The following is a 24647-nucleotide window of genomic DNA, read 5'->3' as shown; positions in this document are numbered from 1 at the left end:
CGCGGAACGCGGCGGCGTCAGCCGGTCACCTTCTTCAGCTCCTCGTCGAGTGCGACCGCCTCGTCCGGGGTCAGCTCGACAACGAGTCGGCCACCGCCTTCGAGCGGAACGCGCATGATGATGCCCCGCCCCTCCTTGGTCACCTCAAGCGGACCATCGCCCGTCCGCGGCTTCATGGCCGCCATGCTCGTTCCCCTTCCTGAACCAGCTCGTCGCAGCCGATGACGCGAGCGCCGTCGGCGTCGAACACATTGCTTGGCTTCATTATCCCGCATGAATGGGCCTCATGACCAACATTGGGCGGTCTCCCTTCGGCAACGCACACACGCAAAACCACTCAATTCGGGGATTGGGTCGCGATACCGAGGTTCTCTCCCGGCGTTCTCCCCGGGCGCGCGGGGCCGGGCCGTTCGATCGCCGCCGGGCCGGGCGAAGCCCGAGGTGACCGGGGTGGACCGCCCGTTCGCCACGGATTCCGGGGGCTCGCGCGGACTCCGCCGGCGAATCGGCGGGCGCGGAGCGGGCACCCGGAGATGCGCGTCACAATTCCGGGTGACCGGACGTGCGGACGCGCGGTGTTCCACCCTGGGAACGGATTCCGGGCGCCGCAGGTTCCCTTCCGGTCCGGGCGCGCCGGCCGGTCCGTTCGGGCCCGTCCGGGCCGTCCGCCGCGCCCGACCGGTCAGGCGGTGCCGGTGTCCGGCCGGGTCCGCGGGGCCGTCGGACCGGCCGGCGGCGGCTGGTCGTCGGGGACGGTCGGCTCGGCCGCGGCCGGGTCGGGCGCCCCGGAGTGGTCGGCCGGACCGGCGGCGCGCTCCAGCGCCGCCTGGAGATCGGCGATCCTGGCGTCCCGCTCGGCGAGTTCGGCCGCGACCCGGTCCAGCACGTCGTCCACCTCGGCCATCCGGTACCCGCGGGGGGCGACCGGCAGCCGGACCCGGATCAGGTCCGCCGGCACCAGGGGGCGCTCCAACGGCAGTGGGTCGGCCGGCCGGTCCGGCTGCGCGTCCCGCAGCCCGCCGGTGGCCGGCGCGCCGCTGCCGTCCCCGCTGCCGAGCACCGCCAGCGTGACGGCGGCGATCACCACCACCATCGCGACCATCAAGAACCAGAACACCGCGCGCTCCTCGTGAGTCCCCTCCCCTGGAGTCTCGCACGCGGCGAAGGACCGCGCGGGCCAGGTAGGTTCGGAAGCCGAACCAAGGGGCCACGGGACCGGCCGGCGGCGAGCGCCGGTGGGGCCGGAGGTCGAGCGAGGGAGAGCTGAGCCGGATGTTGCGCCTGGGCACACGGGAGTTCGCCGCCCACCAGCCGGTGATCATGGCGATCGTCAACCGGACCCCGGACTCCTTCTACGACCAGGGCGCCACCTTCGCCGAGCGGTCGGCGCTGGAGCGGGTGGCCAGGGCGGTGGACGAGGGCGCCGACATCATCGACGTCGGCGGGGTGAAGGCCGGTCCGGGTGCCGAGGTGGACGCGGCCGAGGAGATCCGGCGCACCGCCGGCTTCGTCGCCGAGGTCAGGCGGCGCCACCCCGACGTGGTGATCAGTGTGGACACCTGGCGGCACGAGGTGGGCGAGGCGGCCTGCGCGGCCGGCGCCGACCTGCTGAACGACGCCTGGGGCGGGGTCGATCCGCGGCTGGCCGAGGTCGCCGCCCGGCACCGGGTCGGGCTGGTCTGCACCCACGCCGGCGGCGCCCGGCCGCGCACCCGGCCACACCGGGTGCGCTACGACGACGTGCTGGCGGACATCCTGCGGGTCACCCTCGGGCTGGCCGAGCGGGCGGTGGCGCTCGGGGTGCCCAGGGAGAGCGTGTTGATCGATCCGGGGCACGACTTCGGGAAGTCCACCCGGCACTCGCTGGAGGCGACCCGCCGGCTGGACGAGATGACGGCGACCGGCTGGCCGGTGCTGGTCTCGCTCTCCAACAAGGACTTCGTCGGCGAGACGCTGGACCGGCCGGTCCGCGAGCGGCTGCTCGGCACCCTGGCCACCACGGCGGTCTCGGCCTGGCTCGGCGCCCAGGTCTACCGGGTGCACGAGGTCGCCGAGACCCGCGAGGTGCTGGAGATGGTGGCCGCCATCGCCGGCCACCGCCAGCCGGCGGTGGCCAGGCGCGGCCTGGCCTGACCCGGCCGGGTCAGGGCTTGGTGACCAGCCGGATGGCCTCGTCCAGGTCGTCGGTGATCTGGAACAGCTCGCCGTCCAGCTCGGACGCCTTGCCCTGGGCGATCACGGTGTCCCGCAGCCAGTCGGCCAACCCGCCCCAGTAGGCGGAGCCGAGGAGCACGATCGGGAACCTGGTGACCTTCTTGGTCTGGACCAGGGTGAGCGCCTCGAACAGCTCGTCCATGGTGCCGAGGCCGCCGGGCAGCACCAGGAAGCCCTGGGCGTACTTGACGAACATGGTCTTCCGGACGAAGAAGTAGCGGAAGTTGATCCCCACGTCCACGTACGGGTTGAGGCCCTGCTCGAAGGGCAGCTCGATGCCGAGCCCGACGGAGACCCCGCCACTCTCGCTGGCGCCCAGGTTGGCCGCCTCCATGGCGCCCGGGCCGCCGCCGGTGATCACCGCGAAGCCGGCCTCGGCCAGCCCCTGCCCGATCCGGCGCGCGTCCTCGTAGTCCGGGGTGCCCGGCTTGGTGCGGGCCGAGCCGAAGACGCAGACGGCCGGCCCCAGTTCGGCGAGCGCGCCGAAGCCCTCGACGAACTCGGACTGGATGCGCAGCACCCGCCACGGGTCCTGGTGGACCCAGTCGGACGGCCCCCTGGAGTCCAGCAGCCGCTGGTCGGCGGTGCCGGTCATGACCTGCTGCCGCCGCCGGACCACCGGGCCGAGCCGCTGCTCGCGCGGCTCGTCGGCGGCCTGGGAAGCTCCGGTCTCCGGCACCTCGCCGGTGGCTTGGGCACTCCCGCTCATCGCACGCTCCTCACCTGAAGTGGTCACTACCTTCTCTCGCGTCCCCGACCGCCCGGGACGCCCCGGGGCCGGGCCCCGGTCAGCCGCCCAGCCAGGCGCGCAGCCGGGCCTCGCAGGCCAGCACGGCCTCGGTGTCGACCCGCTCGTCCTGCCGGTGGGCCAGGTTGGGGTCGCCGGGTCCGTAGTTGACCGCCGGCACCCCAAGGGCACTGAACCGGGAGACGTCCGTCCAGCCAAACTTGGGGCAAGGCTCGCCGCCGACCGCCGCCAGGAAGTCCCGGGCCGCCGGGTGGGTCAGCCCGGGCAGCGCGCCAGGCGAGTGGTCGTCCACCACGAACTCGGCCACCCCGCAGTCGGCGAAGACCTCCCGCACGTGCGCCAGCGCCCGGTCCCCGTCCAGGTCGGGCGCGTAACGGTAGTTGACGGTGACCCGGCAGGCGTCGGGGATCACGTTGCCGGCCACGCCGCCGTCGACGCGGACCGCGTTGAGGCCCTCGCGGTACTCCAGGCCGTCGATGTCCACCCGACGCGGCTGGTAGTCGGCGAGCCTGGCCAGCACCGGGGCCGCGGCGTGGATGGCGTTCACCCCCATCCAGGAGCGGGCCGAGTGGGCGCGCTGGCCGGCCAGCCGCAGCACCACCCGCAGGGTGCCCTGACAGCCGCCCTCCACCCGTCCGTTGGACGGTTCGAGGAGCACCGCGAAGTCCCCGGTCAGCCAGTCCGGGTGGGCCGCGGCCAGCCGGCCGAGGCCGTTGAGGTCGGCCGCGACCTCCTCGTTGTCGTAGAAGACGAAGGTCAGGTCCCGGTTCGGCCGGGGCACGGTGGCCGCCACCCGCAGCTGCACCGCGACCCCGGACTTCATGTCGCAGGTGCCCAGGCCCCACAGCACGCCCTGGTCGTCCAGCCGGGACGGCAGGTTGCCGGCCTCCGGCACCGTGTCCAGGTGGCCGGCGAGCACCACGCGCTGGTCCAGGCCGAGTTCGGTGCGGGCCACCACGTTGTTGCCGAAGCGGTCGACCCGCAGCCAGGGCAGCGCGGCCAGGGCCCGCTGCACCGCGTCCGCGAGCGGCTCCTCGGTCCCGCTGACGGACGGGATGTCCACCAGGCGGGCGGTCAGGGCGGCGGCGTCGAGGCCGAGGTCAAGGTCGAGTTCGGGGCCGCTGCTGGCCGTCGGGGGCGCGGATGCCGGTCGTTCCATGAGGTCACGGTACCCGCGTGGCGGGAGCACCCGGCGCCAGCCGCTACCCTCTTCGGGTGCCCGAACGGACGACCACCTCGCGCCGCCGACGCCGCCTGGTGCGCGGCGCCTCCGCCTTCCTGGTGCTGATCGCCCTGGGCGGCTACGCCGTGACCCACTACGAGGCCGACCGGCAACGCGAACCGCACTGCCTGGTGCGGGGCGCCGACCCGGCGGAGGGCGCGTACCGGCTGCGCCTGGACCGGATGGCCAACGCGGCGACCATCGCCGCCGTCGGCACCTCCCGTGGGCTGCCCGAACGGGCGGTGACGATAGCCGTGGCCACCGCCATGCAGGAGTCGAGCCTGCGCAACCTGGACCACGGGCACCTCGACTCGCTCGGCCTCTTCCAGCAGCGGCCCTCGATGGAGTGGGGCACCGAGGAACAGATCATGGACCCGGTGTACGCCTCAAGCGCGTTCTACGAGAAGCTCGCCGAGATCACCGACTACCAGGAACTGCCGCTGACGGTCGCCGCCCAGGAGGTGCAGCGCAGCGCCCACCCGGGCGAGTACGCCAAGCACGAGATCCACGCGACGCTGCTCTCCGGGGCGTTGACCGGCCGGGTACCGGCCTCGTTGGAGTGCGTCACGAGCAACGACCCGACGGCGGGCGACCCGGCGGAGCTGACGGAGCGGCTGGCCGCCGACTTCGTCGGCCGGGCGACGGTCGAGGAGTTGCCGGACGGGCCGACGGAGCTGCTGGTCACGCTCGCCGACCCGCCCGGGGTGGCGAGCGAGGAGGACGGCGCCGACACCGGTTGGGCGCTGGCCCACTGGCTGCTCTCCCAGGCCGAGGGGCTGGGCGTCGCCTCGGTCTCCTGGAACGGACTGCGCTGGGAGTCGGCGCGCTCCGACGAGGGCTGGCGCGAGGTGGCCGACGACGAGGCGGCGGGGGCCGAGGATTCCGCGAACGCCGGCGATACCACGGAGAATTCGGGCGCGAGCATGCGCATTTCGCTTTTCCCGGGCCCCGGGTAACCACCCGAATACGGCCCGCCGAAACCGTTCCCGGAACGCCCCGAACGGCACCGGTTTCCGACCCCGCGAGCAACTCGGTGCTCCCCAGGACCTTTTGTCGGGATGCCCCCGCGGCATTACCGGATATCCACGGGACTTCTCCCCGAAAGACACACCGAACATCCCGCGGGACCACGCGCCCCGGGGCGCCGAAACCATGCTCCAACGGGTGACGGGGACTCAACAAGGCCACCGGTCCGGGCGGTTGGCCGGCGCGGCCGGAAGTCGCTGGGCCGGCCGGTGGATTACCGACTCTTTACCCGGGTGGGCGCAACCCGGCGGCGCCGGCGGGCGATAGGCACGGCGGACGCCCCGGTCGGACGGTGACCCCGCGCCGGGCGTGGGCGTCCGCCGTTCATGCCCATCGTGACCGCGGGGCCGCCCCGGGTCACGGCCGGTACAAGGAGAGAAGCCCCATGTCGAACCCCGCACGCCACCCCCTGGTCAGGGCCGCGCTCATCGGCGCCGCCGGTGTCGCCGGCCTGCTGGGCACCGCGACGGCGGCGCAGGCCGCCGCCCCGGCCGCCCCCGCCCCGGACACCAGCGAGTCGAACATGGTGGGTGACACCGTCAACGGCCTGGGCCGCGGCGCCGTCGACGTGGTGAACCAGGCCGGCGCCGAGGTGGCCCCGCACCTGCGGGAGGGCGCCAGGACCGGCGGCTCGCTGCTCACCGGAGTGGCCGGCCGCTGACCGCCACCACCGACAGGCCGAAGGGGCGCCGTCCGCGAGTCGCGGACGGCGCCCCTTCGACTACCGGTGAGAGGGCGCCCCTGCGGCTACCGGTGCGACGGCGACCCCGGCTCAGCCGAGCCGGGCCACCGCGCTGGCGACCCGCTCGTCGGTGGCGGTGAACGCCACCCGGACGAACCGCTCGCCGGCCGCGCCGTAGAAGTCGCCCGGCGCGACCAGCACGCCCAGCTTGCTCAGCTCGGCCACCGTCTCCCAACAGGGCTCCCGCCGGGTCGCCCAGAGGTAGAGCGAGGCCTCGCTGTGCTCGATGGTGAAGCCCCGGGCCACCAGCGCGTCCCGCAGCAGGGCCCGGCGCGCGGCGTAGCGCGCGCGCTGCTCCGTCACGTGCTCCTGGTCACCGAGGGCCGCCACCATGGCCGCCTGGACCGGGGCCGGCAGCATCATCCCGGCGTGCTTGCGGACCGCCAACAGCTCGCCCAGCACCCGCTGGTCACCGGCCAGGAAGGCGGCCCGGTAGCCGGCGAGGTTGGAGCGCTTGGAGAGCGAGTGCACCGCGACCAGCCCGTGGTGGCTGTCGCCGCACACCGCCGGGTCGAGCACCGACACCGGCTCGGCCTCCCAGCCCAGCTCCAGGTAGCACTCGTCGCTGACCACCAGCACCCCGTGCGTCCTGGCCCAGGCCACGATGGCCCGCAGCTCGGCCGCCTCGAGCACCCGGCCGGTCGGGTTGGCCGGGGAGTTGAGCCAGAGCAGCCGCAGCCCCGACGGGTCGAGGTCGGTGGGCGAACCCCGGTAGGGCACCGGCTGCGCGCCGGCCAGCCGGGCGCCGACCTCGTAGGTCGGGTAGGCGGGCTCCGGGTAGGCGACCCGGTCGCCGGGACCGAGCCCCAGCTGCGCGGGCAGCGAGGCGACCAGCTCCTTGGAGCCGATCACCGGAAGCACCCCCGGGTGGTCCAGGCCGACCGCCCCGGTGCGGCGGGCGCACCAGCCGACCAGCGCGTCCCGCAGCGCCGCCGTGCCCCAGACGGTGGGGTAGCCGGGGCTGTCGGCGGCCTCCCGCAGCGCCCGCTGGACCAGCTCGGGCACCGGGTCGACCGGGGTGCCGACCGAGAGGTCCACTATCCCGTCCGGGTGCTCCGCCGCGGTGGCCTTGTAGGGGGCGAGCCGGTCCCAGGGGAACACCGGCAGGCGGGCGGAGACGGCTGACGGCACGGGGTGGCTCTCCTCCGTGGAACGGGCCCGGCCAGCGGCGCGGCGGGGCCGGGCGGTGCGGGTGATGCGGCGGCGGGACGGCGGTGGGCGGGATCGGCCCCGGAACGTGCCGAGGCCGTCCGACTCACTCGTCGTGGCTCTGCGGCGGCAGCGCGGCGACCAGCGGGTGGTCACGCTCGATCAGGCCGAGCTTGCTGGCCCCGCCGGGAGAACCCAGCTCGTCGAAGAACTCGACGTTGGCCTTGTAGTAGTCCTTCCACTCGTCCGGGGTGTCGTCCTCGTAGAAGATCGCCTCGACCGGGCAGACCGGCTCACAGGCACCGCAGTCCACGCACTCGTCGGGGTGGATGTAGAGCGCCCGCTGCCCCTCGTAGATGCAGTCGACCGGGCACTCCTCGATGCATGCCTTGTCCTTGAGATCGACACAGGGCTCGGCGATCACATAGGTCACGCTGTCAGTCCTCCTCATTGGGGCGGGTGGTCCGCCGGGCGCACGGGGGCGCGGTGTCGCTGATGCTCCGACCTAGTATCACCGCTGGAGCGGTATGCGCACACCTGAGGGGTTGACTAGCACGATGGGTTTCCCTGCCAAGGCTCGTCTCGAAGTTCGGATCACACCCGCTGACGTGGGCAAACGCGTCTCGGTTCGGAGCGAGACGGGCGATGCGGGCTCGGGCGCGCGGTTCACCGACACCGTCGGGGTGCTCACTTCGTGGACAGCCGGCGTGCTGTCGGTCACCCAACGGACCGGGCGCACCGCCAGGCTGGCCGAGTCCGCGCTGGTGGCCGGCAAGGTGGTGCCGGCCGGGCCGGCCAGGCGGCGCGGCATACCGGCCGCCTCCGTCGCGGAGTTGGTCGCCGTCGCGGCGCGCGGCTGGCCGGCGCCGGAGACCGCGCGGCTCGGCGACTGGCTGCTGCGGGCCGGCGCCGGCTGGACCCGCCGGGCCAACTCGGCGGTGCCGCTCGGCCCGGACCGGCCGGCGCCGGCGGCGATCGTGGACTGGTACACGGCGCGCGGGCTGCCCGCGCGCCTGCAACTGACCACCGGCGCCGCCGACACGGACGAGCCGCTGGTCGCCGAGTTGGACCAACTCGGCTGGTCGGCCGACGGGTTCGCGATCCAGCTGGTGGGCGCGCTGGCGCCGCTGGCGGACCGGGCGCCGGACCCGCGGGTGCGGGTCGGCCGGGAGCTGACCGAGGCATGGCTGGCCGCCAACCCCTCGGCGAGCCGCGATCCGGGCACCGCCCGGCGGGTGCTGCTCGGCGGCCCTTCGGTCTGGTTCGCCGAGGTGCCGCACGAGGAGCCTGGCGGGCCACCGGTGGCGTTGGGGCGTTGCGTGGTGGACGGCCGCTGGGCCGGCTTCACCGCGATCGAGGTGGCGCCGGAACAGCGGCGGCGCGGCCTGGGCACCGCCGTGATGGCCGAACTGGCCAGGGTCGCGCTGGCGGACGGCGCCTCCGCCGCCCACCTCCAGGTGACCGAGGAGAACGCCGCGGCCGGCGCGCTCTACGCGGGGCTCGGCTTCGCCGAACACCACCGCTACCACTACCGGACGGCGCCCGCCGGGTGAGGCGGGCGCCGTCCGGGATCGGCGGGAACGGCGGGATCAGCCCAGGGTGGCGCCCTCGACCACGGCCTCCCGGCGCCCCGTGCCCTGGTCGACGGTCGCCGGCTCGCGGAGCGCCGGGATCAGCGCGGCGACGGCGTGCTCCGGGGTCATCTCCACCAGGCCGGCGCCAGCGTCGATCAGCACCCCGTCGAAGGTGGTGCCGTAGATCTCCCGCAACCCGTCCGGGTCAATCACCGGCTGCAGGTTGCCCTGGTCGCTGGGCTCCATGGTCAACACCCGGCTCAGCGTCTGCTGACTGATCGGCAGCGCCCGGTCGGCGGCGATCAGCCAGACCCAGCCGGACATGGCCGGCTCGCCGAACTCCTCCAGCGCCTGCTGCACCTGCGCCTCGCCGACCAGCGGCTCCTGCGTGGTGACCGGCAGTTCGACCGGGGTGTTCTGGCCGCCGGCGGCCCGCTCCCGGAAGGCGGCCTCCACCGCGTCGGCCGCGGCCCTGGCGTCGATGGCCGAACCAGCCTGCCCGGTACGGCCGATGGCCTGGCCCTCCTCGAAGACCACGGTGCCGTCCACCGGGCCGGCGCCGCCGGCGCCCGAGGTGAGGTCCTGGAGGGCGACCGTCAGCTTCTCCCGGTCCACCGAGAAGACGGCGTCCGCCTCCCGGCTGGAGCCGAGCAGCGAGCCGACGACGGCGATCGGGCTGTAGTCGGTGCCGGAGGCGCCGCGCGCGGTCGCCTCGGTGTCCACGGCCAGGCCGGCGACGCTGGGCTTCAACTCGACCTCCTGCCCGTCGATCACCAGGGTCAGCGGCTCGTTGTTGGCCGCGTCCAGCCGGGTGTCCAGGTGGCTGTGCGCCTCCTCGGTCGACATCCCGCCGATGTCCACGCCGAGCACCTCGGTGCCCTTGGGCACGTCCTCCTGGTTGAGGAAGAGACCGGCCCCGTAGACCACGACGGCCAGCCCGACCAGGGCGACGACCAGCAGCTTGACCTTGGAACGGCCGCCGCCGGACTTGGCCGCCTTGGGCTTGTCCGCGGGCGGCGGCTGTTCGTCGGCCGGCGGGCGCGGCCCCGGCGGCGGCACGACCGGGCCGGCGCCCGGCTCAAACGGGCGCGGCAGCGCGCCGGTCGCGGCCGGGTCGCCGTCCCGGACGCCGGGCGGCGGGGGCGGCGGGAACGGCCCGCCGAGGTCCATGGTGGTGCCGACCGGGTCGTCCTCCGGCGGCTGGCCGCCCGGGCGGGGCGCCGGACCGCCGTCGGCCAGCACGGGCGCGCCGCCCTGCGGGGTGGGGGGGCCGCCCATCGGCGTGGGCGCGTCCCCGAGCGGGGAGGGCGCGCCGCCCTGCGGCGGCACCTGCACCCGCTCGCCGGCCTGCGGCACCGGCGGCACCGGCATGGTGCCGGTGCCGGGGCCCGTGGTGGCGCCGACCGGCCGGGGCGGCAACCCGCCCCGCGGGCTGACGGCGGGGATGCCGTCGGCCGGGGTGTCGGCTCCGCCGGGGAACCAGGCGGGGGTGCCGGAGCCCTGGCCAGGGACGCCGGGCGTCCCGTCGGCCGGGGTGTCGGAGACCTGGGGGTGGCCGCCGGGCGGGGTGTCGGGGCCGGCACCGGGCGCGGAGCCGGCCGGCTCGTGCGGCGGGTCGCCGGCGGCCGGGTCGTCCGGGTGCCCCTGCGGAACGGCGCCGGACTTGGGGGACTTGCGCGGCTCGAACCAGGAGCTGGTCTTCTTCGGGTCCCCGCCGCCGGGCGCCGGCGGGCCGCCGGGGGCGGCACCGCGCCCCTCGGGGCGGCCACCGGGGGCCGGCTTGTTCCGGGTGGGCAGCGGCGGCGGCGCGGGACGCGCCTCGCCCTCGTCCACCGTCTCCCGGACCACGATCGGTGGAATCGGCCGCGAGCCAGGGATGTTGATCCGCGCGCGGGTCGTCATCGTGGTCTCGGTCTTCTTCTCCTCCGCCGGCGGAGTCCCCGGACGGGCCGCTGCTTCCCCCTCGTTGCGCTGGGGGTCACCCCACCCCCGGGGGCTGGGCGGATTGTCAGTTTCACGACTCAAGGCAGGATCTCCCGGTTGGGCTTCACCGGCCGTCCGGGCGGGGCCCGGGTACGGCGGCGGGCCCCACGATACTGGGGTCCGCGCGGCGGCACGCCCTCAGCACAGGATTGGCACATCCGTACCCGTCCCCGACACCCGGTCCCAGCAGGGGCGTTACCTGCGAGGTCGGACCGGGTCCACGGCGAAGAGCGGGCGCTCGGTGGGCGCGAGGGTGGCGCAGACCACGCCGACGGTCATGCCGCCGAGGAGGTAGAGGTAACTGCTCGCGCCGGCGGCATAGACGTAGTCCCCCTCCGGCCTGGTCATGGTGAGCACCAGCACGGCCAGCACCCAGCCGCCGGCCGGGGCGGCCGCGCCGACCCGAGTCCTGGTGAGCAGCGCGCCGCCCCAGAAGAGGCCGGCGGTGCCGGCGAGCGCGAGCAGCACGCCGAGCGGGAACCAGCCGCCCTGTGTCAGCGAGCCGGCCACGCCGGTCAGGAAGCCCAGCACCCCGAGGCCCAGGTAGGCGGCGATCCGCATCACACCGTCCTCCCGGCCAGGCCGGCGAACACGTCGTCCACCGCGCCGGGCGGCGGCGGGTCGCCGAGGCCGAGCCGGAAGTACTCGGTGCGCCAAAGGGGTTGGGCCAGGCCGTTGGAGAGCGCGAAGGTCTCGCCGGCCACCTCGATCTGGGTGACGTGGGCGGCCATCGCCGCCTGCTTGGCGGCGTACTGCTCGGGCGTGCCGCGCACCGCGAGCGCCAGCTCGGCGTCCGGGGCCACGCCGGGCAGGTCGCCGACGGCGGCCACGTCGGGGAACCGGCCGGGGCCGTTTTGGCGGAGCCGGGTGAGCGCGCGTTCGGCCTCGGTCAGCGGCAGGCAGTTCCACAGCACCCGGTCGACCCGGTGGGTGTCGGCGGCGCGGTGCACCGCGCGCATGGCGACCCGGTGCGCCTGGATGTGGTCGGGGTGGCCGTAGCCGCCGTCCGGGTCGTAGGTGATCAGCACCCGGGGGCGGGTCTCCACGATGATCTCGGCGAGCGCCTCGGCGGCCTCGTCGAGGTCGGCGCGCCAGAACGCGCCGGGCCGGTCGTTGCTGGGCAGGCCCATCATCCCGGAGTCGCGGTACCGGCCGGGGCCGCCGAGCAGCCGGTGGTCGGTGACGCCGAGGGCGGCCATGGCGACCGCCAACTCGTCGGCGCGGTAGGGGCCGAGGGCGTCGTCCCGGTCGGCGGTGAGCCGGCCGAGCGAGGCGGGGATGACCTCCCCCTCCTCGCCCAGCGTGCAGGTCACCAGGGTGACCCGGGCGCCGGCGGCGACGCAGGCGGCCATGGTCACGCCGTTGGTGATCGATTCGTCGTCGGGGTGGGCGTGCACCAGCAGCACGCCGGGCTGGCCGGAACTCATGGGGGGCAGCCTACGTTCCCGCCCCGGCGGGATCAGAAGTCGATCGCGCTGATCATGTCGCCGATGCTGGTGCTGAAGTCGTCGATGGTGGGGGCCATGTTGGAGCCGGCGAGATAGAAACCCAGCAGGACACAGACGAGGGCGTGCAGCGGTTTCAGGCCGGCTTTCCTGACCAGCAGAACAACAATGACCAGAAGCAGCAACACTGCGGAGACGGAGAGCGCCACGCCGGGATCACCTCCACGGACTCGTACCTGATCCAGGGCAGGGTGAGCCGACCCGCCCCAGGTCGGGACGCGTCTTCTCGCCACGCGCCACGGATCATAACGTTCCGTGGCGCCGGCATGGCGCGGTGCACAGATGCAGATCAGGGGCGCACGCCCCCGGCTCAGCCAGCGCGGACGGGCTCGTCGGCCGGGAAGTGGCAGGCGGTCAGGTGGCCGTCCGCGGAGCCGTCGAGCCGTACCAGCGGCGGTTCCTCGGTGGCGCACCGGTCCTGGGCCTTCCAGCAGCGGGTGCGGAACCGGCAGCCGGAGGGCGGGTTGGTCGGCGAGGGCACGTCCCCCGTGAGGCGGATCCGCTCCCGGCGCCGAGTTCGCTCGTTCGGGTCGCCGCCGACCGGCTCGTCCCCGGTGCCGGGTTCGGCTCCGGCGTCCGGGGCGAGGTCGGGGCGCTCCGCCAGGTCGGCCTCCGGGACGGCGGAGAGCAGCGCGTGGGTGTAGGGGTGGCGGGGGCTCTCGTAGATCGCCCGGCGGTCACCGACCTCGACGATCTTGCCGAGGTACATGACGGCGATCCGCTGCGAGAAGTGCCGCACCACGGCCAGGTCGTGGGCGATGAAGAGGAAGGCGATGCCCAGCTCCCGCTGCACCCGGCGGAGCAGGTTGATCACCTGGGCCTGGATGGAGACGTCGAGCGCGGAGACCGGCTCGTCGGCGATGATCAGCCGGGGTTCGAGGGCCAACGCCCTGGCCACCCCGATGCGTTGCCGCTGTCCGCCGGAGAACTCGTGCGGGAAGCGGTTGTAGTGCTCCGGGTTGAGGCCCACGGTGTCCAGCAGCTCGCGGACCCTGGCCTCCCGGCCGCCGGGCGGGCGGACGTCGTTGATCTCCAGCGGGGCGCCGACGATGCTGCCCACGGTCTGCCGGGGGTTGAGCGAGGAGTAGGGGTCCTGGAAGATCATCTGGATCTCGGGCCTGACCGGCGCCAGCTCCTTGCGGCTGGCGTGGGTGATGTCCTGCCCTCGGTAGGTGATCCGGCCGCGGGTCGGCTCCAGCAGCCGGGCCAGCAGTCGGCCGGTGGTGGACTTGCCGCAGCCGGACTCGCCGACCAGGCCGAAGCTCTCCCCCTCCCGCACGGTGAAGTCGAGGCCGTCCACCGCCTTGACCGCGCCGACCGTCCGCTTGATCGGGAAGCCGCCCTTGACCGGGAAGTACTTGGTCAGCCCCGCGACGGTCATCAGGTCGGGCCGGGTGGTCTCCACGGCCCCGGCCGGCTCTTCCTGGGGTGTGCTGGCGCTGGTCATGGTCTCGAAGTTCCTTTGCCTCACGGGTTGTTCGCGGGTTGCTCGCGGGGGGCTCACGGGTCTTGCGCGGGGGTTCACCCGGCGGGTGCGGCGTCGGACGGGGTCGGAGGGTGGTCGGTCGGGGCGGGCCACGGGCCGCGGCCCGACTCAGCGCAGCCGGGGCCTGATCCGCTCGCGGTAGAGGTGCTGCTGTCGCGCGTCGGTCAGGTGGCAGGCGGCGCCGCGGCCCGGCGGCAGCGCGGGCCGGTCGGTGGCGCAGTGCCCGCCGTCTACCTCGTCGACGAAGGCGCAGCGCGGCTCGAACGGGCAGCCGGGCGGCGGGCTGAGCAGGCTGGGCGGGGCGCCGGCGATCGGCACCAGCTCCTCGTCGACGTCCGCGGTCAGCCGGGGCATGGAGGTCAGCAGGCCCCAGGTGTAGGGGTGCCGGGGCGCGCCCAGCACCTCACGGACGGTGCCGCGCTCGACCGCCCGGCCGCCGTACATCACCAGCACGTCGTCGGCGACGGTGGCGATGACGCCGAGGTCGTGGGTGATCATGATGATCGCGGAGCCGAACTCCTGCTGGAGTTCCAGCAGCAGGTCCAGGATCTGGGCCTGCACGGTGACGTCCAGCGCGGTGGTCGGCTCGTCGGCGATCAGCAGGTCCGGGTCGCAGACCAGGGCCATGGCGATCATCACCCGCTGCCGCATGCCGCCGGAGAACTGGTGCGGGTAGTCGTCCACCCGCTGGGCCGGGTGCGGGATGCCCACCTTGGCGAGCATCTCGATGGCCCGTTCCCTGGCCGCGCGGCGGGAGGCGCCGCGGTGCTTGCGGTACGGCTCGGCGATCTGCCGGCCCACCGTGTGGTACGGGGAGAGCGCGGTCAGCGGGTCCTGGAAGATCATCGCCGCGGTGTTGCCGCGCAGCCGTTCCAGGGTGCGTTCCGGGGCGCCGGTCAACTCGGCGCCGTCCAGCGTGATCCGGCCCGAGACGGAGGTGTCGCTCTGGCCGTGCAGGCCGAGGATGGCCTGGGTGGCGACGGACTTGCCCGAGCCCGACTCCCCCACGATGCCGAGGGTGCGCCCGCGCGCCACCTCGAAGGAGAGCCCGTCGACGGCCTTGACCACGCCGTCCTCGGTCGAGAAGTGCACCCGCAGGTCAGCCACGGACAGAAAGGGGCTGGTGATGGTCATCTGTGGTCAGCGCTCCTAGGCCAGCCGCACGCGCGGATCGATCAACGCGTAACAGGCGTCGACGAGGATGTTGCACAGCACGATCATCAGCGCGGCGAAGAGCATCACGCCCATGAGCATGGGCAGGTTGGACTCGACGACGGAGGCCACGGCGAGCCGGCCGAGTCCCGGCAGGTTGAAGGTGACCTCGGTGATCATGGCGCCGCCGAAGAGCGAGCCCAGGTCGATGCCGAAGATGGTGACGATCGGGATCAGCGAGCCGCGCCAGGCGTGCCGGAAGAACACCGTGGAGCGGGACATGCCCTTGGCCTTCGCGGTGCGGACGTGGTCCTCCCGCAGCTCCTCGATCAGGGCGGCCCTGGCCATCCTGGTGTAGTTGGCGGTGAAGATGGTGGAGAGCACCAGCCAGGGCAGCAGCAGCCCGCTGAACCAGCCGACCGGGTCGTCGGTGAACGGCACGTACTTGGGCTGGCTGAGGATCTGGGTCTGGTGCACCAGCACCGCCAGGGCCAGCGGGCCGAGGAAGTAGATCTGGAACGAGCCCAGCACCAGCGAGGTGGAGCTGAGCGACTTGTCCAGCCAGGTGCCGCGCCGCCAGGCGGCGAGCATCCCCATGCTGAGGCCGAGGATCAGGAAGACCACGGCACCGCCGACGGCCAGCGAGAAGGTGGTGGGCAGCCGGTCCAGGATGGTGTCCAGCACCGGCCGGTTGTCCGTGAAGGAGTAGCCGAGGCAGGGCGCCGGGCAGGCGCCGGCGGGGAAGTCGCGGCCGGCGAAGATGCCGACCATGTACTCCCAGTACTGCATGGGCACCGGCTTGTCGATGCCCAGGTTCCGCTCCACGATCGCCAGTTGGTCGGGCGTGCAGGACTTGCCGCAGGCCAACAGGGCGGGGTTGCGGGGTATCGCGTAGAACAGGAAGAACGTGACGGCGCTGATGATCAGCAGGATGGCGATGGCACCGAGCGATCGCCGCAGCAGGAATCGGAGCATCGGGTAGCAGCCCTTTGGGTTCGGTCGGCCGGGGTTCGGACGGGGCGCCCACCACGGGTGGTGGGCGCCCCTCGGCTACCGACCGTCAGCCCGCGTCCTGGAGGACATGGATGCGGTGCATGTCCACGGACCCGATGTCGGCGTTGAACTCCGCGCCGCCGATCAACGAACCGTGCAGGATGTTCATCTTGTAGTAGTAAAGCGGGACCTGGGTGAGCACGTCCTCGACGATGTACTCGTTCAGCCCGAACCACTCGGCGGCGGCCTCGCTCGGGTCGGTGATCTGCCGGATGCGGTCGATCTCCGAGTTGATCCGCTCGTCGTTGACGTGGCTGTAGTTGTTGGCCCCGTCCTGGATCTGCCGGCCGTCGAACTGCGGCGGGATCACGGTCGCCGACGACAGCCAGTCGTGGCCCCAGTTGCTGCGGTAGAGGTCGTAGCCGTTGTCGACCACGCCGATCGTGTCGTAGTAGGAGGTCTGCGGCACCTCGCTGCGGTTGACCTCGAAGCCGGCCTGCTCCAGCGCCTCCGCCACGGTGACGGCGGCGCGCGCGTCCTCGGTGCCGGTGTGGTGCACGTAGTTCAGCCGGTAGCCGACGGCGTCGGCCTCCTCCAGCAGCTCCCTGGCCCGCTCCGGGTCACCCTGCGGGTTGGCCAGCTTGCCGTAGGGGTCGTAGCCCTCCTCGTAGCCCGGCAGCAGCGGGCTGATCAGGCCACCGGCGTACTCGCCGCCGAACGCGCCGCCGTAGGCGTTGAGCACGCCGTTCAGCGGCAGCGCGTGCGCGATCGCCTGGCGCACCCGCAGGTCGGTGACCCGCTCGGCGTTGATCGCCAGGGTGGCCACGTACGGCTGGTAGCCCTGCACCAGCCGCTCCTGGTACTCCGGGTTGGAGGCGACCTCGGGCGCGTTGCCCGGGTCCACGCCGTTGTTGAAGCTGAGCGCGTAGCGGTCGTCCCCGTTGTCGGCCATCAGCCGCTGGGTGGAGTCGTCCGTGGTGTGCCCGAAGGTGATCTCGAACCGGTCCGGGTAGGCGTTGCGCGCCGGGTCGGTCGCCGGGTCCCAGTGCTCGTTGCGCACCAGGGTCATCGAGCGGTCGGGGCGGAAGTCCTCGATCACGTAGGGGCCGGTGGCCAGCGGCTCCTGGTCGTAGTTCTCCCGGGTGTCGCCCGCCTCGGAGACCAGCGCGTAGCCGACCATCGCGAGCGCGTAGGGCAGGTCGGTCTGCGGCTCCTCGAAGTGGAAGACGACCGTCTTCTCGTCCGGGGTCTCCAGCACGCTGTCCGGCAGGTGGTCCCCCTCGTAGGGGCCCTCGGGGAGCAGCTCGCGGTAGTCGGCGCCGCCGGTGTTGGCCAGCCACTGCTGGATGAAGGTGGGACCGTTGGTGATGAACGGCGCGAAGGTCCGCTCGATGGAGTGCCGGACGTCGGCCGAGGTGATCGGCGTGCCGTCGCTGAAGTGGATGCCGTCCTTGAGGGTGAAGGTCCAGCTGCGGCCGTCCTCGGAGACGGTCCCGGAGTCGGTGGCCAGGTCACCGACGATGGAGTAGTTGCCGTCGTTGTCCATCCGCACCGCGGTCAGCCCGCGGTGCATCAGCTTGGCTATGTTGGACTCGGCCGAGACGTAGACCTGGGCCGGGTCCAGGTGGTTCGGCGAGACCTCCTGGAGCACGTAGACGGTGCCGCCGGGAGTCGCCCCCGGCACCTCCTCGGCCGGTCCGGTGGACGCCTCGGCGTCGGCGAACGAGATCGCGTCCAGCGTCTCGGCCTCGCCGAGCCCGCCGCCACCGCCGGAGCCGTCCTCCCCGCCGCCGCCTCCGCCGCTGCTACACGCGCTCAGCAGCAACGCCCCGGTCAGCGCGAGGGCCGCGCCCGCCAGGCGTCCCGCACGCATCGATGTCTGCCTCATGGTCTCTAACGCACCTGCCCGTTCGTCGTTCAGCGGATGGTCTTGGGATCGAACGCGTCCCGCACCGAGTCCCCGAGGAGGTTGAAGGCGACCACGAAGACCACCATCGCCACGCCGGGGAAGATCATGTACGTGAGGTCGGCGCGGTAGACCTCGGCGCCGATGGCGAACATCCGCCCCCAGTCGGGGGTGGGTTCGACCATGCCGACGCCGAGGAAGGAGAGCGCGGCGGCCGTGGTCACGAAGTTGGGCAGCATGTACGTCGCCTGCACCAGCATCGGCGAGACCACGTTGGGCAGCAGCTCCTTGCGGATGATCCGCCACGGCGAGGCGCCGCTCACCCGGGCGGCCTCGACGAACTCGCGCTCGCGCAGCGCCAGGGTGGCGCCGCGCAGGATGCGGCCCAGGGTCATCCAGCCGAGCACCCAGAGCACCACGATGATGGAGACCACCCGGACGTAGGTCGGGGTCTCCTCCCGTGGGTCGACGAAGAGCGTGGTCACGATCGGCAGGAACGCCACGAAGAACAGCTGGTTGGGGAAGGCCATCAGCAGGTCGATGAACCGGCTGATCAGGAAGTCGGCGCGGCCGCCCAGGTAGCCGGCGGTGATGCCGAGCACGATCGCGGTCAGCACCGCCAGCACCGTCACGGCCAGGGCGATCAGCAACGAGGTGCGGATGCCGTAGACCAGCTGGGTGAACACGTCCCGGCCCAGGAAGGGTTCGAGGCCGAACCAGAACTCCCCGTCGATCCCGCCGTTGGGCTTGACCGGGTAGCCGAACTCGTTGAGCAGGCCGGGCTCGCTCAGCCCGTAGGTGGTGTACGGGTCCTTTCCGTACAGCCAGGAGATGACCGGCGCGAACAGGCCGACCGCGAAGAAGAAGAGCACGATGCAGGCGGATATGACACCGACCCGGTCACGTCGGAAACGGCGCCACATCAGCTGCCCAGGCGAACGGCCCACCAGTTCGGCGTGGACGACCTGGGTATCGCTGGACATCAGTTGGCCCCCCGGTGGCACTCTCGCGAGCGATGCGTGTAGATCGCGACTTTGGCAAGGTGCGCAGGCCCCGTCAAGGGATAACAGAGGTATACGCCTTTGAAAGGCGATGAGTAAGCGAAGATTAGGTGAATTGACGCCGCTTCGCGCTTGACTCGGTCACAGCCGATCGGGAATGTACGGACAAGGCGGGACCACGGGAGGGCCGCCCTGTTTACAAGGCGGCAACACCACAGACCCTACCCGGATATCCGCCCGTCCCAGACTGTGGCGGTACGGCCGTGCGGGTGCCGTAGACCGAGGCGGTGCGGCCGTTGACCACACCGCCTCGGTACCCGAACCCCCTTGCCGCTCACGCCTGTTCAGTCGGCGGTGACCTCGGGCTTGGGGGCCGCGAAGTGACACGCCGACGGGTGCGCGACGGGTGGCCCCGCGTCCGCCAGGTGCCCGGGCACGGTCAACGGCGGATCGACCTCGGCGCACAGCTTCTGCGCTTTCCAGCACCGGGTCCGGAAATGGCAGCCGGAGGGCGGATTGGCCGGTGATGGCACATCTCCGGCCAGAATGATGCGCTCCCGGCGCTCGCTGGCCTCCGGATCGGGCACCGGGACCGCGGAAAGCAGCGCCTGTGTGTAGGGATGTGTCGGGTGTTGGTAGATCTCGCGGTCACTGCCGATCTCCACAACCCGCCCCAAATACATCACACCGACCCGGTCGGAGATATGTCGCACGATCGAAAGATCATGCGCGATAAACATATACGAGAGACCAAATTCCTGTTGGAGCCGCTCCATCAGGTTGATGACCTGGGCCTGCACCGAGACGTCGAGCGCGGAGACCGGCTCGTCGGCCACGATGATCTCCGGGTTGAGGGCCAGACCTCTGGCGATGCCGATGCGCTGCCGCTGCCCGCCGGAGAACTGGTGCGGATAGCGGTTGATGTACTCGGGGTTGAGCCCGACCACGTCCAACAGCTCCCGCACCCGGCGCCGCCGGTCCCCCTTGGGCGCCACCTCCGGGTGGATCAGATACGGCTCCCCGATGATGTCGCCCACCGTCATCCGCGGGTTGAGCGAGGTGTACGGGTCCTGGAACACCATCTGGATGTTCCGCCGCACCGCCTTCAGCGCCCGCCCGGAGAGCTTGGCGATGTCCTCGCCCTTGTACCTGATGGCTCCCGAGGTCGGCTCCTCCAGGTGCATCAACAGCTTGGCCACGGTGGACTTGCCGCACCCCGACTCGCCCACGATGCCCAGCGTCTCGCCCGGGTAGAGCCGCAGCGAGACCCCGTCCACCGCCTTGACCGCGCCGATCTGCCGCTTGAAGAGGATGCCCTGGGTCAGCGGGAAGTGCTTGACCAGGTCGACCACCTCCAGGATCGGTTCGCCCCGCTCGTCACTCACCCATGGCCTCCTTCCAGAAGTGGCAGGCGCTGCCCCGGTCCGCGCTGACCTGGTACAGCGGCGGCCTCGGGTCCTCCCGGCAGACGTCCCTGGCCAGCGGACAGCGCGGGTGGTAGGGGCAACCGGCGGGAATCCGGGCCAGGTTGGGCGGCAGCCCCTGGATCGCCCGCAGTTCGCCGCCCTTGTGGTCGAGCCGCGGGATCGACTCCAGCAGGCCCTTGGTGTACGGGTGCGCCGGCCGCTTGTACAGCTCCCGCACCGGGGCCATCTCGACGATCCGCCCGGCGTACATCACCGCGATCTGGTCGGCGACCCCGGCGACCACCCCCAGGTCGTGGGTGATCAGGATCAGCCCCATCCGGTACTCGCGCTGCAGGTCGGCCAGCAGGTCCATCACCTGGGCCTGCACCGTCACGTCCAGCGCGGTGGTCGGCTCGTCCGCGATGATCAGCTCGGGCTCCAGGGCCAGCGCCATCGCGATCATGATCCGCTGCCGCATGCCGCCGGAGAACTGGTGCGGGTAGTCGTTCACCCGCTCCCTGGCCGCCGGGATGCGCACCCGGTCCATCAGCTCGACGGCCTTGGCCTTGGCCTCCTTGCGGCTCGCGCCCCGGTGCACCCGGAACATCTCACCCAGCTGGAAGCCCACGGTCAGCACCGGGTTGAGCGCCGAGAGCGCGTCCTGGAAGATCATCGCGATCTTGTCGCCCCGCACCCGGCGGCGCTCGTCGGCCCGCATGGTCAGCAGGTCGCGCCCCTGGAAGCGGACCTCACCGCCGGCGATCCGGCCGGGCGGGGAGTCGATGATCCCCATCACGGCCTGGGCGGTCACCGACTTCCCCGACCCGGACTCACCCAGCACCGCCAGGGTCTCGCCCGCGTCCACCGTGTAGCTCACCCCGTTGACCGCCCGCACCACCCCGTCCCTGGTCTGGAACTCCACGCGCAGATCGCGGACTTCGAGCAGCATCGCGTCTCCTTCCCGTCGCCCGTCAGCGCAACCGGGGATCGAGGGCATCGCGGACCGCGTCGCCCAGCATGATGAAGGCCAGCACCGTGACGCTCAGCGCGGCGGCCGGGTAGAGCAGGATGTGGGGCGCGTTGCGGAACTGCATCCCGTCCGAGGCGGCGGAGATGTCCACGCCCCAGGACACCGTGGGCGGCCGCAGCCCCACGCCCAGGTAGCTGAGCGTCGCCTCCAGGGCGATGAAGGTGCCCAGCACGATGGTCGCCATCACGATCACCGGGGCGATGGCGTTGGGCATGATGTGCCGCAGCAGCATCCGCGCGTTGCTGGCGCCCAGCGCCCTGGCCGCCTGGACGTAGTCGTTCTGTTTGGCGGTGATCACCGAGCCCCGGGCGATCCGGGCGATCTGCGGCCAGCCCAGGACGGCGATCACCAGCACCACCGGCCAGATGCCGCGCAGCGTGATCATGCTGAGGAAGACGATGGCGCCCAGCACCATCGGGATGCCGAAGAAGACGTCGGTCACCCGGGAGAGCAGGGTGTCCCAGAAGCCGCCGTAGAAGCCGGCCAGGCTGCCGACCAGGGTGCCGAGCAGGGCGACCCCGAGGGTCGCGCAGACGCCGACCGCGATCGAGGCGCGGGCCCCGTAGACGGTCCTGGTGTAGACGTCGCAGCCCTGGGTGTCGAAGCCGAACCAGTGGCCGGCGGTGGGCCCCTCCAGCGAACGGCTCAGCTCGCAGTGGACCGGGCTGCGCGAGGCGATCAGCGAGGGCCACAGCGAGATCAGCACCAGGAAGAGGATCAGCAGCGCCGAGAGCACGAAGATCGGGTTGCGGCGCAGGTCGTGCCAGGCGTCCGACCAGAGGCTGCGGGCCGCCTCGGTGTGCGCGGTCGCGGTGCCCGCGGTGAGGGCCCTGGCGCTCGCTTCCTCCTGGGCGCCGAACGGCGCCGGTTCCTTGCGGTCAGGCATAGCGGATCCTCGGGTCGAGCACGGCGTAGAGCAGGTCAACCAGCAGGTTGGCGAGGAGGAAGATCAGCACCAGCACCACCACGAAGCCGACCACGGTGGGCGAGTTCTGCCGCAGAATGCCCTGGAAGAGCTGGTAGCCCACGCCCTGGATGTTGAAGATCCGCTCGGTCACGATGGCGCCGGCCATCAGGTTCCCGATGTCGGCGCCGAGGTAGGTGACCACCGGGATCAGCGAGTTGCGCAGCAGGTGCCGCACCGTCACCCGGCGCCTGGGCAGCCCCTTGGCGACGGCGGTGCGGACGTAGTCGGCGCGGATGTTCTCCGCCACCGAGGTCCTGGTGAGCCGGGTGACGTAGGCCAGCGAGACGAGCGAGAGGATCAGTCCGGGCACGATCAGCTCGTCCAGGTGCCCCTCGGGGCCGACCGCCGGGTCGATCCAGCCGAACTTCACGCCCAGGAAGTACTGGAGCGTGGTGCCGAGCACGAAGGTCGGGATGGCGATCACCACCAGGGTGAGCACCAGCACCGAGGTGTCCAGCGAACGGCCGCGCCGCAGACCGGTGACGACCCCGAGGGTGATGCCGAGGACGATCTCGAAGACGATCGCCACCAGCATCAGCCGGGCGCTGATCGGGAACGCCCGCCCCATCAGGTCGGTCACCGGCTCCCCGTTGAAGGCGGTGCCGAAGTCGCCGGTGAAGATCTTCCCCATGTAGAGCAGGTACTGCTGCCACACCGGCTTGTCGAGGTTGAACTCGGCGCGCAGCGCGGCGGCGGTGGCCGGGTCGGGCCCCCGGTCCCCGAAGAGCGCCGCCACCGGGTCGCCGAGGGCGTAGACCATCAGGAAGATCAGGAAGGTGGCGCCGACGAAGACCGGGATCATCTGGAGCAGGCGCCGGATGACATAGCGTCCCATGGGTCCTCCGGTGGGGGCGGCGCGGACGGCTGGTCAGCTGACGGTGATGTCGGTGAAGACCGGCACGGAGAAGGGGTTGAGCCGGACGTCGCTGAGCCGCTCGGAGTAGCCGGCGGTGCCGTTCTGGTACCAGAGCGGGATGGCGGGCAGGTCGTCCACCAGGACCTGCTCGGCCTCCTTGAACAGCCGCACCGAGTCCTCCTCGTTGTCCGCCGAGTTGGCCTGGTCAACGAGGTCGTCGAACTCGTCGCTGCTGTACTGGCCGTCGTTGGACGAGGCGTCGGTGTAGTAGAGCGGCTGGAGGAAGTTCTGGATCAGCGGGTAGTCCATCTGCCAACCGGTCCGGAACATGCCGGTCATCTCCTGGTTGGTGATCTGGTTGCGGAAGTCCGCGAAGGTCGGCACCGGGTTGACGGTGCAGGCGCCCTCGTCGTCCAGCGCGTTGTTGACGCTGTTGCAGACCGCGTCCAGCCACTGCCGGTGCGAGCCGGTGTCCACGTTGGAGGCGAGCGTGACCCGGCCGCCGGGCAGTCCGCCGGCCTCCTCGATCAACTGCCGGGCGCGGTCCGGGTCGTACTCGCAGATGTCGCCGCAGAGGCCCTCCTGGTAGCCGCCCGCCTCGCCGAGCACCGGAGAGGTGAAGTCGCTGGCCGGGGTGCGGGTGTCGGAGAAGATCCGCTCGGTGATCTCCCGCCGGTTGATCGCCATCGACAGCCCCTGGCGGAGCTTGACCCCCTGCTCGCCGGCCCAGGCGTCGTCGTAGAGCGGGAAGGTGACGGTCTGGATGATGCCGGCCGGCTGGTTGATGTACCGGTCGCCGAGGTCGGACTCGGCGTTCTTCAGCTGGGAGGCCGGCACGTCGTCGATCAGGTCCAGGTTGCCGGCCTGGAGGTCGGTGTAGGCGGTGTTGTTGTCGGTGTAGACCCGCAGCTCGACCCCGTCGTTCTTGGCCTCGTCGGGACCCGAGTAGTCCGCGTACTTGACCAGCCGCATGCTCTGGCTGCGCCGGTAGTCGTCGATCTCGTAGGGGCCGTTGCCGATCGGCTTCTCCAGCCAGGCGTCGTGGTCGTCGAAGAACGCCTGCGGCAGCGGGGCGTAGGCGGCGTAGCCGAGGGTCTCGGGCCAGAGCGCGAACGGCTCGGTCAGCCGGACGGTGAAGGTGTGGTCGTCCTGGACCTCCAGGCCGCTGAGCGTGTCGGCGGTCGCCTGGGCGCCCTCCGTCTCCGGGTGGACCTCGTCGTAGCCCTCGATGAACTGGAAGAAGTAGCTGGCGATCTGCGCGTTGTCCAGGTGGGCGCCGTAGTTCCAGGCGTCCACGTAGGAGTCGGCGGTGACCTCGGTGCCGTCCTGGAAGGTCCAGCCGTCCTTGATGGTGACGGTGAAGGTCTGCTGGTCGTCGGTCTCGATGGACTCGGCCATCATGTCCTCGGCCTCGCCGGTCTCCGGGTTGTAGCGCTTGAGGCCCCGGAAGATCATGTCGAGCACCTTGCCGCCCTGCACCTCGTTGGTGTTGGCCGGCTCCAACGGGTGCTGCGGGTCGCCCCAGGAAGCCCGGATCATCCCGGAGCCGCCGCCGTCGCCACCCGAGTCGCCCCCGCCGCAGCCCGAGGCGACCAGCGCGAGGGCCGTGATCCCGATCAGTGGTGAGACCAGTCGGATGCTGCCGGGCATGGGCGCCTCCTGCGAGAGGGAGAGTGCGGCGCCGCGC

At 72.2% G+C, this 24647-nt stretch carries 24 protein-coding genes; 4 read left to right on the top strand and 20 right to left on the bottom strand.

The features are described from left to right. Positions 1-17: 17 nt before the first annotated feature. The gene (locus RM844_RS04020) at positions 18-185 is read right to left on the bottom strand and encodes a DUF3117 domain-containing protein (RefSeq protein WP_019434894.1); all 168 of its coding nucleotides are present in this window, start codon (positions 183-185) and stop codon (positions 18-20) included. A 497-nt stretch (positions 186-682) separates the two neighbouring features. Then, the gene (locus RM844_RS04015; protein ID WP_311664795.1) at positions 683-1117 is read right to left on the bottom strand and encodes a DivIVA domain-containing protein; all 435 of its coding nucleotides are present in this window, start codon (positions 1115-1117) and stop codon (positions 683-685) included. Positions 1118-1272: 155 nt separating this feature from the next. Between RM844_RS04015 and folP the strand changes: the two genes are divergently transcribed. Next, positions 1273-2133: a dihydropteroate synthase gene (gene folP, locus RM844_RS04010; protein WP_311664793.1), complete on the top strand. Its 861-nt coding sequence runs from the start codon at positions 1273-1275 to the stop codon at positions 2131-2133. 10 nt (positions 2134-2143) lie between these two features. Here the strand turns inward: folP and RM844_RS04005 are convergent, their stop codons facing one another. After that, a complete protein-coding gene (locus RM844_RS04005) occupies positions 2144-2923 on the bottom strand; it encodes an LOG family protein (protein ID WP_311664791.1) in 780 nt (259 codons plus the stop codon). A gap of 79 nt (positions 2924-3002) precedes the next feature. Then, positions 3003-4121 (bottom strand): succinyl-diaminopimelate desuccinylase, encoded by a 1119-nt coding sequence (dapE, locus tag RM844_RS04000; protein ID WP_311664789.1) that lies wholly within the window; start codon positions 4119-4121, stop codon positions 3003-3005. Positions 4122-4177: 56 nt separating this feature from the next. On the opposite strand from dapE, the gene RM844_RS03995 reads away from it, so the two are divergent. Both RM844_RS03995 and RM844_RS03990 read left to right on the top strand, forming a co-directional pair. Further along, entirely contained in the window at positions 4178-5140 is a 963-nt protein-coding gene (locus tag RM844_RS03995) for a hypothetical protein (RefSeq protein ID WP_311664787.1), read from the top strand. Positions 5141-5595: 455 nt separating this feature from the next. Further along, positions 5596-5871 carry a hypothetical protein gene (locus tag RM844_RS03990; RefSeq protein WP_311664785.1) on the top strand — a complete coding sequence of 92 codons (276 nt, stop codon included), beginning with the start codon at positions 5596-5598 and terminating at the stop codon, positions 5869-5871. A 111-nt stretch (positions 5872-5982) separates the two neighbouring features. Here RM844_RS03990 and dapC read toward each other — a convergent pair whose 3' ends face one another. Next, positions 5983-7083 (bottom strand): succinyldiaminopimelate transaminase, encoded by a 1101-nt coding sequence (gene dapC / locus RM844_RS03985; RefSeq protein ID WP_311664783.1) that lies wholly within the window; start codon positions 7081-7083, stop codon positions 5983-5985. Between the two features lie 124 nt (positions 7084-7207). Continuing rightward, a complete protein-coding gene (gene fdxA / locus RM844_RS03980; RefSeq protein ID WP_311664781.1) occupies positions 7208-7534 on the bottom strand; it encodes a ferredoxin in 327 nt (108 codons plus the stop codon). Positions 7535-7658: 124 nt separating this feature from the next. Between fdxA and RM844_RS03975 the strand changes: the two genes are divergently transcribed. After that, positions 7659-8654: a GNAT family N-acetyltransferase gene (locus tag RM844_RS03975; RefSeq protein ID WP_311664779.1), complete on the top strand. Its 996-nt coding sequence runs from the start codon at positions 7659-7661 to the stop codon at positions 8652-8654. A 36-nt stretch (positions 8655-8690) separates the two neighbouring features. Here RM844_RS03975 and RM844_RS03970 read toward each other — a convergent pair whose 3' ends face one another. The 14 genes from RM844_RS03970 to RM844_RS03905 form a co-directional block, all read right to left on the bottom strand. Then, positions 8691-10577: a hypothetical protein gene (locus tag RM844_RS03970; protein ID WP_311664777.1), complete on the bottom strand. Its 1887-nt coding sequence runs from the start codon at positions 10575-10577 to the stop codon at positions 8691-8693. A 276-nt stretch (positions 10578-10853) separates the two neighbouring features. Continuing rightward, positions 10854-11219 carry a DUF6113 family protein gene (locus RM844_RS03965; protein WP_311664775.1) on the bottom strand — a complete coding sequence of 122 codons (366 nt, stop codon included), beginning with the start codon at positions 11217-11219 and terminating at the stop codon, positions 10854-10856. Beyond that, positions 11219-12085: an N-acetyl-1-D-myo-inositol-2-amino-2-deoxy-alpha-D-glucopyranoside deacetylase gene (gene mshB, locus RM844_RS03960; RefSeq protein ID WP_311664773.1), complete on the bottom strand. Its 867-nt coding sequence runs from the start codon at positions 12083-12085 to the stop codon at positions 11219-11221. The genes RM844_RS03965 and mshB overlap by 1 nt, the downstream gene beginning before the upstream one ends. A gap of 32 nt (positions 12086-12117) precedes the next feature. Then, a complete protein-coding gene (locus tag RM844_RS03955; RefSeq protein WP_311664771.1) occupies positions 12118-12312 on the bottom strand; it encodes a hypothetical protein in 195 nt (64 codons plus the stop codon). A 161-nt stretch (positions 12313-12473) separates the two neighbouring features. After that, a complete protein-coding gene (locus RM844_RS03950; protein WP_394814422.1) occupies positions 12474-13610 on the bottom strand; it encodes an ABC transporter ATP-binding protein in 1137 nt (378 codons plus the stop codon). A gap of 147 nt (positions 13611-13757) precedes the next feature. After that, the gene (locus tag RM844_RS03945; protein ID WP_311664769.1) at positions 13758-14783 is read right to left on the bottom strand and encodes an ABC transporter ATP-binding protein; all 1026 of its coding nucleotides are present in this window, start codon (positions 14781-14783) and stop codon (positions 13758-13760) included. Positions 14784-14798: 15 nt separating this feature from the next. Next, positions 14799-15776, bottom strand: coding sequence for an ABC transporter permease (locus RM844_RS03940; RefSeq protein ID WP_311664767.1), 978 nt, complete (start codon positions 15774-15776; stop codon positions 14799-14801). An 85-nt stretch (positions 15777-15861) separates the two neighbouring features. After that, positions 15862-17667 carry an ABC transporter substrate-binding protein gene (locus RM844_RS03935; RefSeq protein ID WP_311664765.1) on the bottom strand — a complete coding sequence of 602 codons (1806 nt, stop codon included), beginning with the start codon at positions 17665-17667 and terminating at the stop codon, positions 15862-15864. 44 nt (positions 17668-17711) lie between these two features. Continuing rightward, a complete protein-coding gene (locus tag RM844_RS03930) occupies positions 17712-18683 on the bottom strand; it encodes an ABC transporter permease (protein WP_311664763.1) in 972 nt (323 codons plus the stop codon). A 362-nt stretch (positions 18684-19045) separates the two neighbouring features. Beyond that, positions 19046-20086 (bottom strand): ABC transporter ATP-binding protein, encoded by a 1041-nt coding sequence (locus RM844_RS03925; RefSeq protein ID WP_311664760.1) that lies wholly within the window; start codon positions 20084-20086, stop codon positions 19046-19048. Further along, a complete protein-coding gene (locus tag RM844_RS03920; RefSeq protein ID WP_311664758.1) occupies positions 20079-21056 on the bottom strand; it encodes an ABC transporter ATP-binding protein in 978 nt (325 codons plus the stop codon). The genes RM844_RS03925 and RM844_RS03920 overlap by 8 nt, the downstream gene beginning before the upstream one ends. Positions 21057-21078: 22 nt before the next feature. Then, positions 21079-22023, bottom strand: coding sequence for an ABC transporter permease (locus tag RM844_RS03915; RefSeq protein ID WP_311664756.1), 945 nt, complete (start codon positions 22021-22023; stop codon positions 21079-21081). Continuing rightward, positions 22016-22939: an ABC transporter permease gene (locus RM844_RS03910; protein ID WP_311664754.1), complete on the bottom strand. Its 924-nt coding sequence runs from the start codon at positions 22937-22939 to the stop codon at positions 22016-22018. Before RM844_RS03910 ends, RM844_RS03915 begins: the two co-directional genes overlap by 8 nt. A 33-nt stretch (positions 22940-22972) precedes the next feature. Next, the gene (locus RM844_RS03905) at positions 22973-24610 is read right to left on the bottom strand and encodes a peptide ABC transporter substrate-binding protein (RefSeq protein WP_311664752.1); all 1638 of its coding nucleotides are present in this window, start codon (positions 24608-24610) and stop codon (positions 22973-22975) included. Positions 24611-24647: the final 37 nt, after the last annotated feature.

The sequence above is a fragment of the Streptomyces chisholmiae genome, assembly GCF_031845445.1.
Taxonomy (GTDB): domain Bacteria; phylum Actinomycetota; class Actinomycetes; order Streptomycetales; family Streptomycetaceae; genus Streptomyces; species Streptomyces chisholmiae.
Note: the sequence above shows the minus strand (reverse complement) of the source record. Positions and strands in the feature narration are given on the sequence as shown.

Bases quoted from the DNA above. Each gene is read 5' to 3' on its own strand.
- RM844_RS04020 (WP_019434894.1), bottom strand. From the start codon at position 185: ATGGCGGCCATGAAGCCGCGGACGGGCGATGGTCCGCTTGAGGTGACC.
- folP (WP_311664793.1), top strand. From the start codon at position 1,273: ATGTTGCGCCTGGGCACACGGGAGTTCGCCGCCCACCAGCCGGTGATC.
- RM844_RS04005 (WP_311664791.1), bottom strand. From the start codon at position 2,923: ATGAGCGGGAGTGCCCAAGCCACCGGCGAGGTGCCGGAGACCGGAGCT.
- dapE (WP_311664789.1), bottom strand. From the start codon at position 4,121: ATGGAACGACCGGCATCCGCGCCCCCGACGGCCAGCAGCGGCCCCGAA.
- RM844_RS03990 (WP_311664785.1), top strand. From the start codon at position 5,596: ATGTCGAACCCCGCACGCCACCCCCTGGTCAGGGCCGCGCTCATCGGC.
- RM844_RS03975 (WP_311664779.1), top strand. From the start codon at position 7,659: ATGGGTTTCCCTGCCAAGGCTCGTCTCGAAGTTCGGATCACACCCGCT.
- RM844_RS03970 (WP_311664777.1), bottom strand. From the start codon at position 10,577: ATGACGACCCGCGCGCGGATCAACATCCCTGGCTCGCGGCCGATTCCA.
- RM844_RS03965 (WP_311664775.1), bottom strand. From the start codon at position 11,219: ATGCGGATCGCCGCCTACCTGGGCCTCGGGGTGCTGGGCTTCCTGACC.
- mshB (WP_311664773.1), bottom strand. From the start codon at position 12,085: ATGAGTTCCGGCCAGCCCGGCGTGCTGCTGGTGCACGCCCACCCCGAC.
- RM844_RS03950 (WP_394814422.1), bottom strand. From the start codon at position 13,610: ATGACCAGCGCCAGCACACCCCAGGAAGAGCCGGCCGGGGCCGTGGAG.
- RM844_RS03945 (WP_311664769.1), bottom strand. From the start codon at position 14,783: ATGACCATCACCAGCCCCTTTCTGTCCGTGGCTGACCTGCGGGTGCAC.
- RM844_RS03940 (WP_311664767.1), bottom strand. From the start codon at position 15,776: ATGCTCCGATTCCTGCTGCGGCGATCGCTCGGTGCCATCGCCATCCTG.
- RM844_RS03935 (WP_311664765.1), bottom strand. From the start codon at position 17,667: ATGCGTGCGGGACGCCTGGCGGGCGCGGCCCTCGCGCTGACCGGGGCG.
- RM844_RS03930 (WP_311664763.1), bottom strand. From the start codon at position 18,683: ATGTCCAGCGATACCCAGGTCGTCCACGCCGAACTGGTGGGCCGTTCG.
- RM844_RS03920 (WP_311664758.1), bottom strand. From the start codon at position 21,056: ATGCTGCTCGAAGTCCGCGATCTGCGCGTGGAGTTCCAGACCAGGGAC.
- RM844_RS03915 (WP_311664756.1), bottom strand. From the start codon at position 22,023: ATGCCTGACCGCAAGGAACCGGCGCCGTTCGGCGCCCAGGAGGAAGCG.
- RM844_RS03910 (WP_311664754.1), bottom strand. From the start codon at position 22,939: ATGGGACGCTATGTCATCCGGCGCCTGCTCCAGATGATCCCGGTCTTC.
- RM844_RS03905 (WP_311664752.1), bottom strand. From the start codon at position 24,610: ATGCCCGGCAGCATCCGACTGGTCTCACCACTGATCGGGATCACGGCC.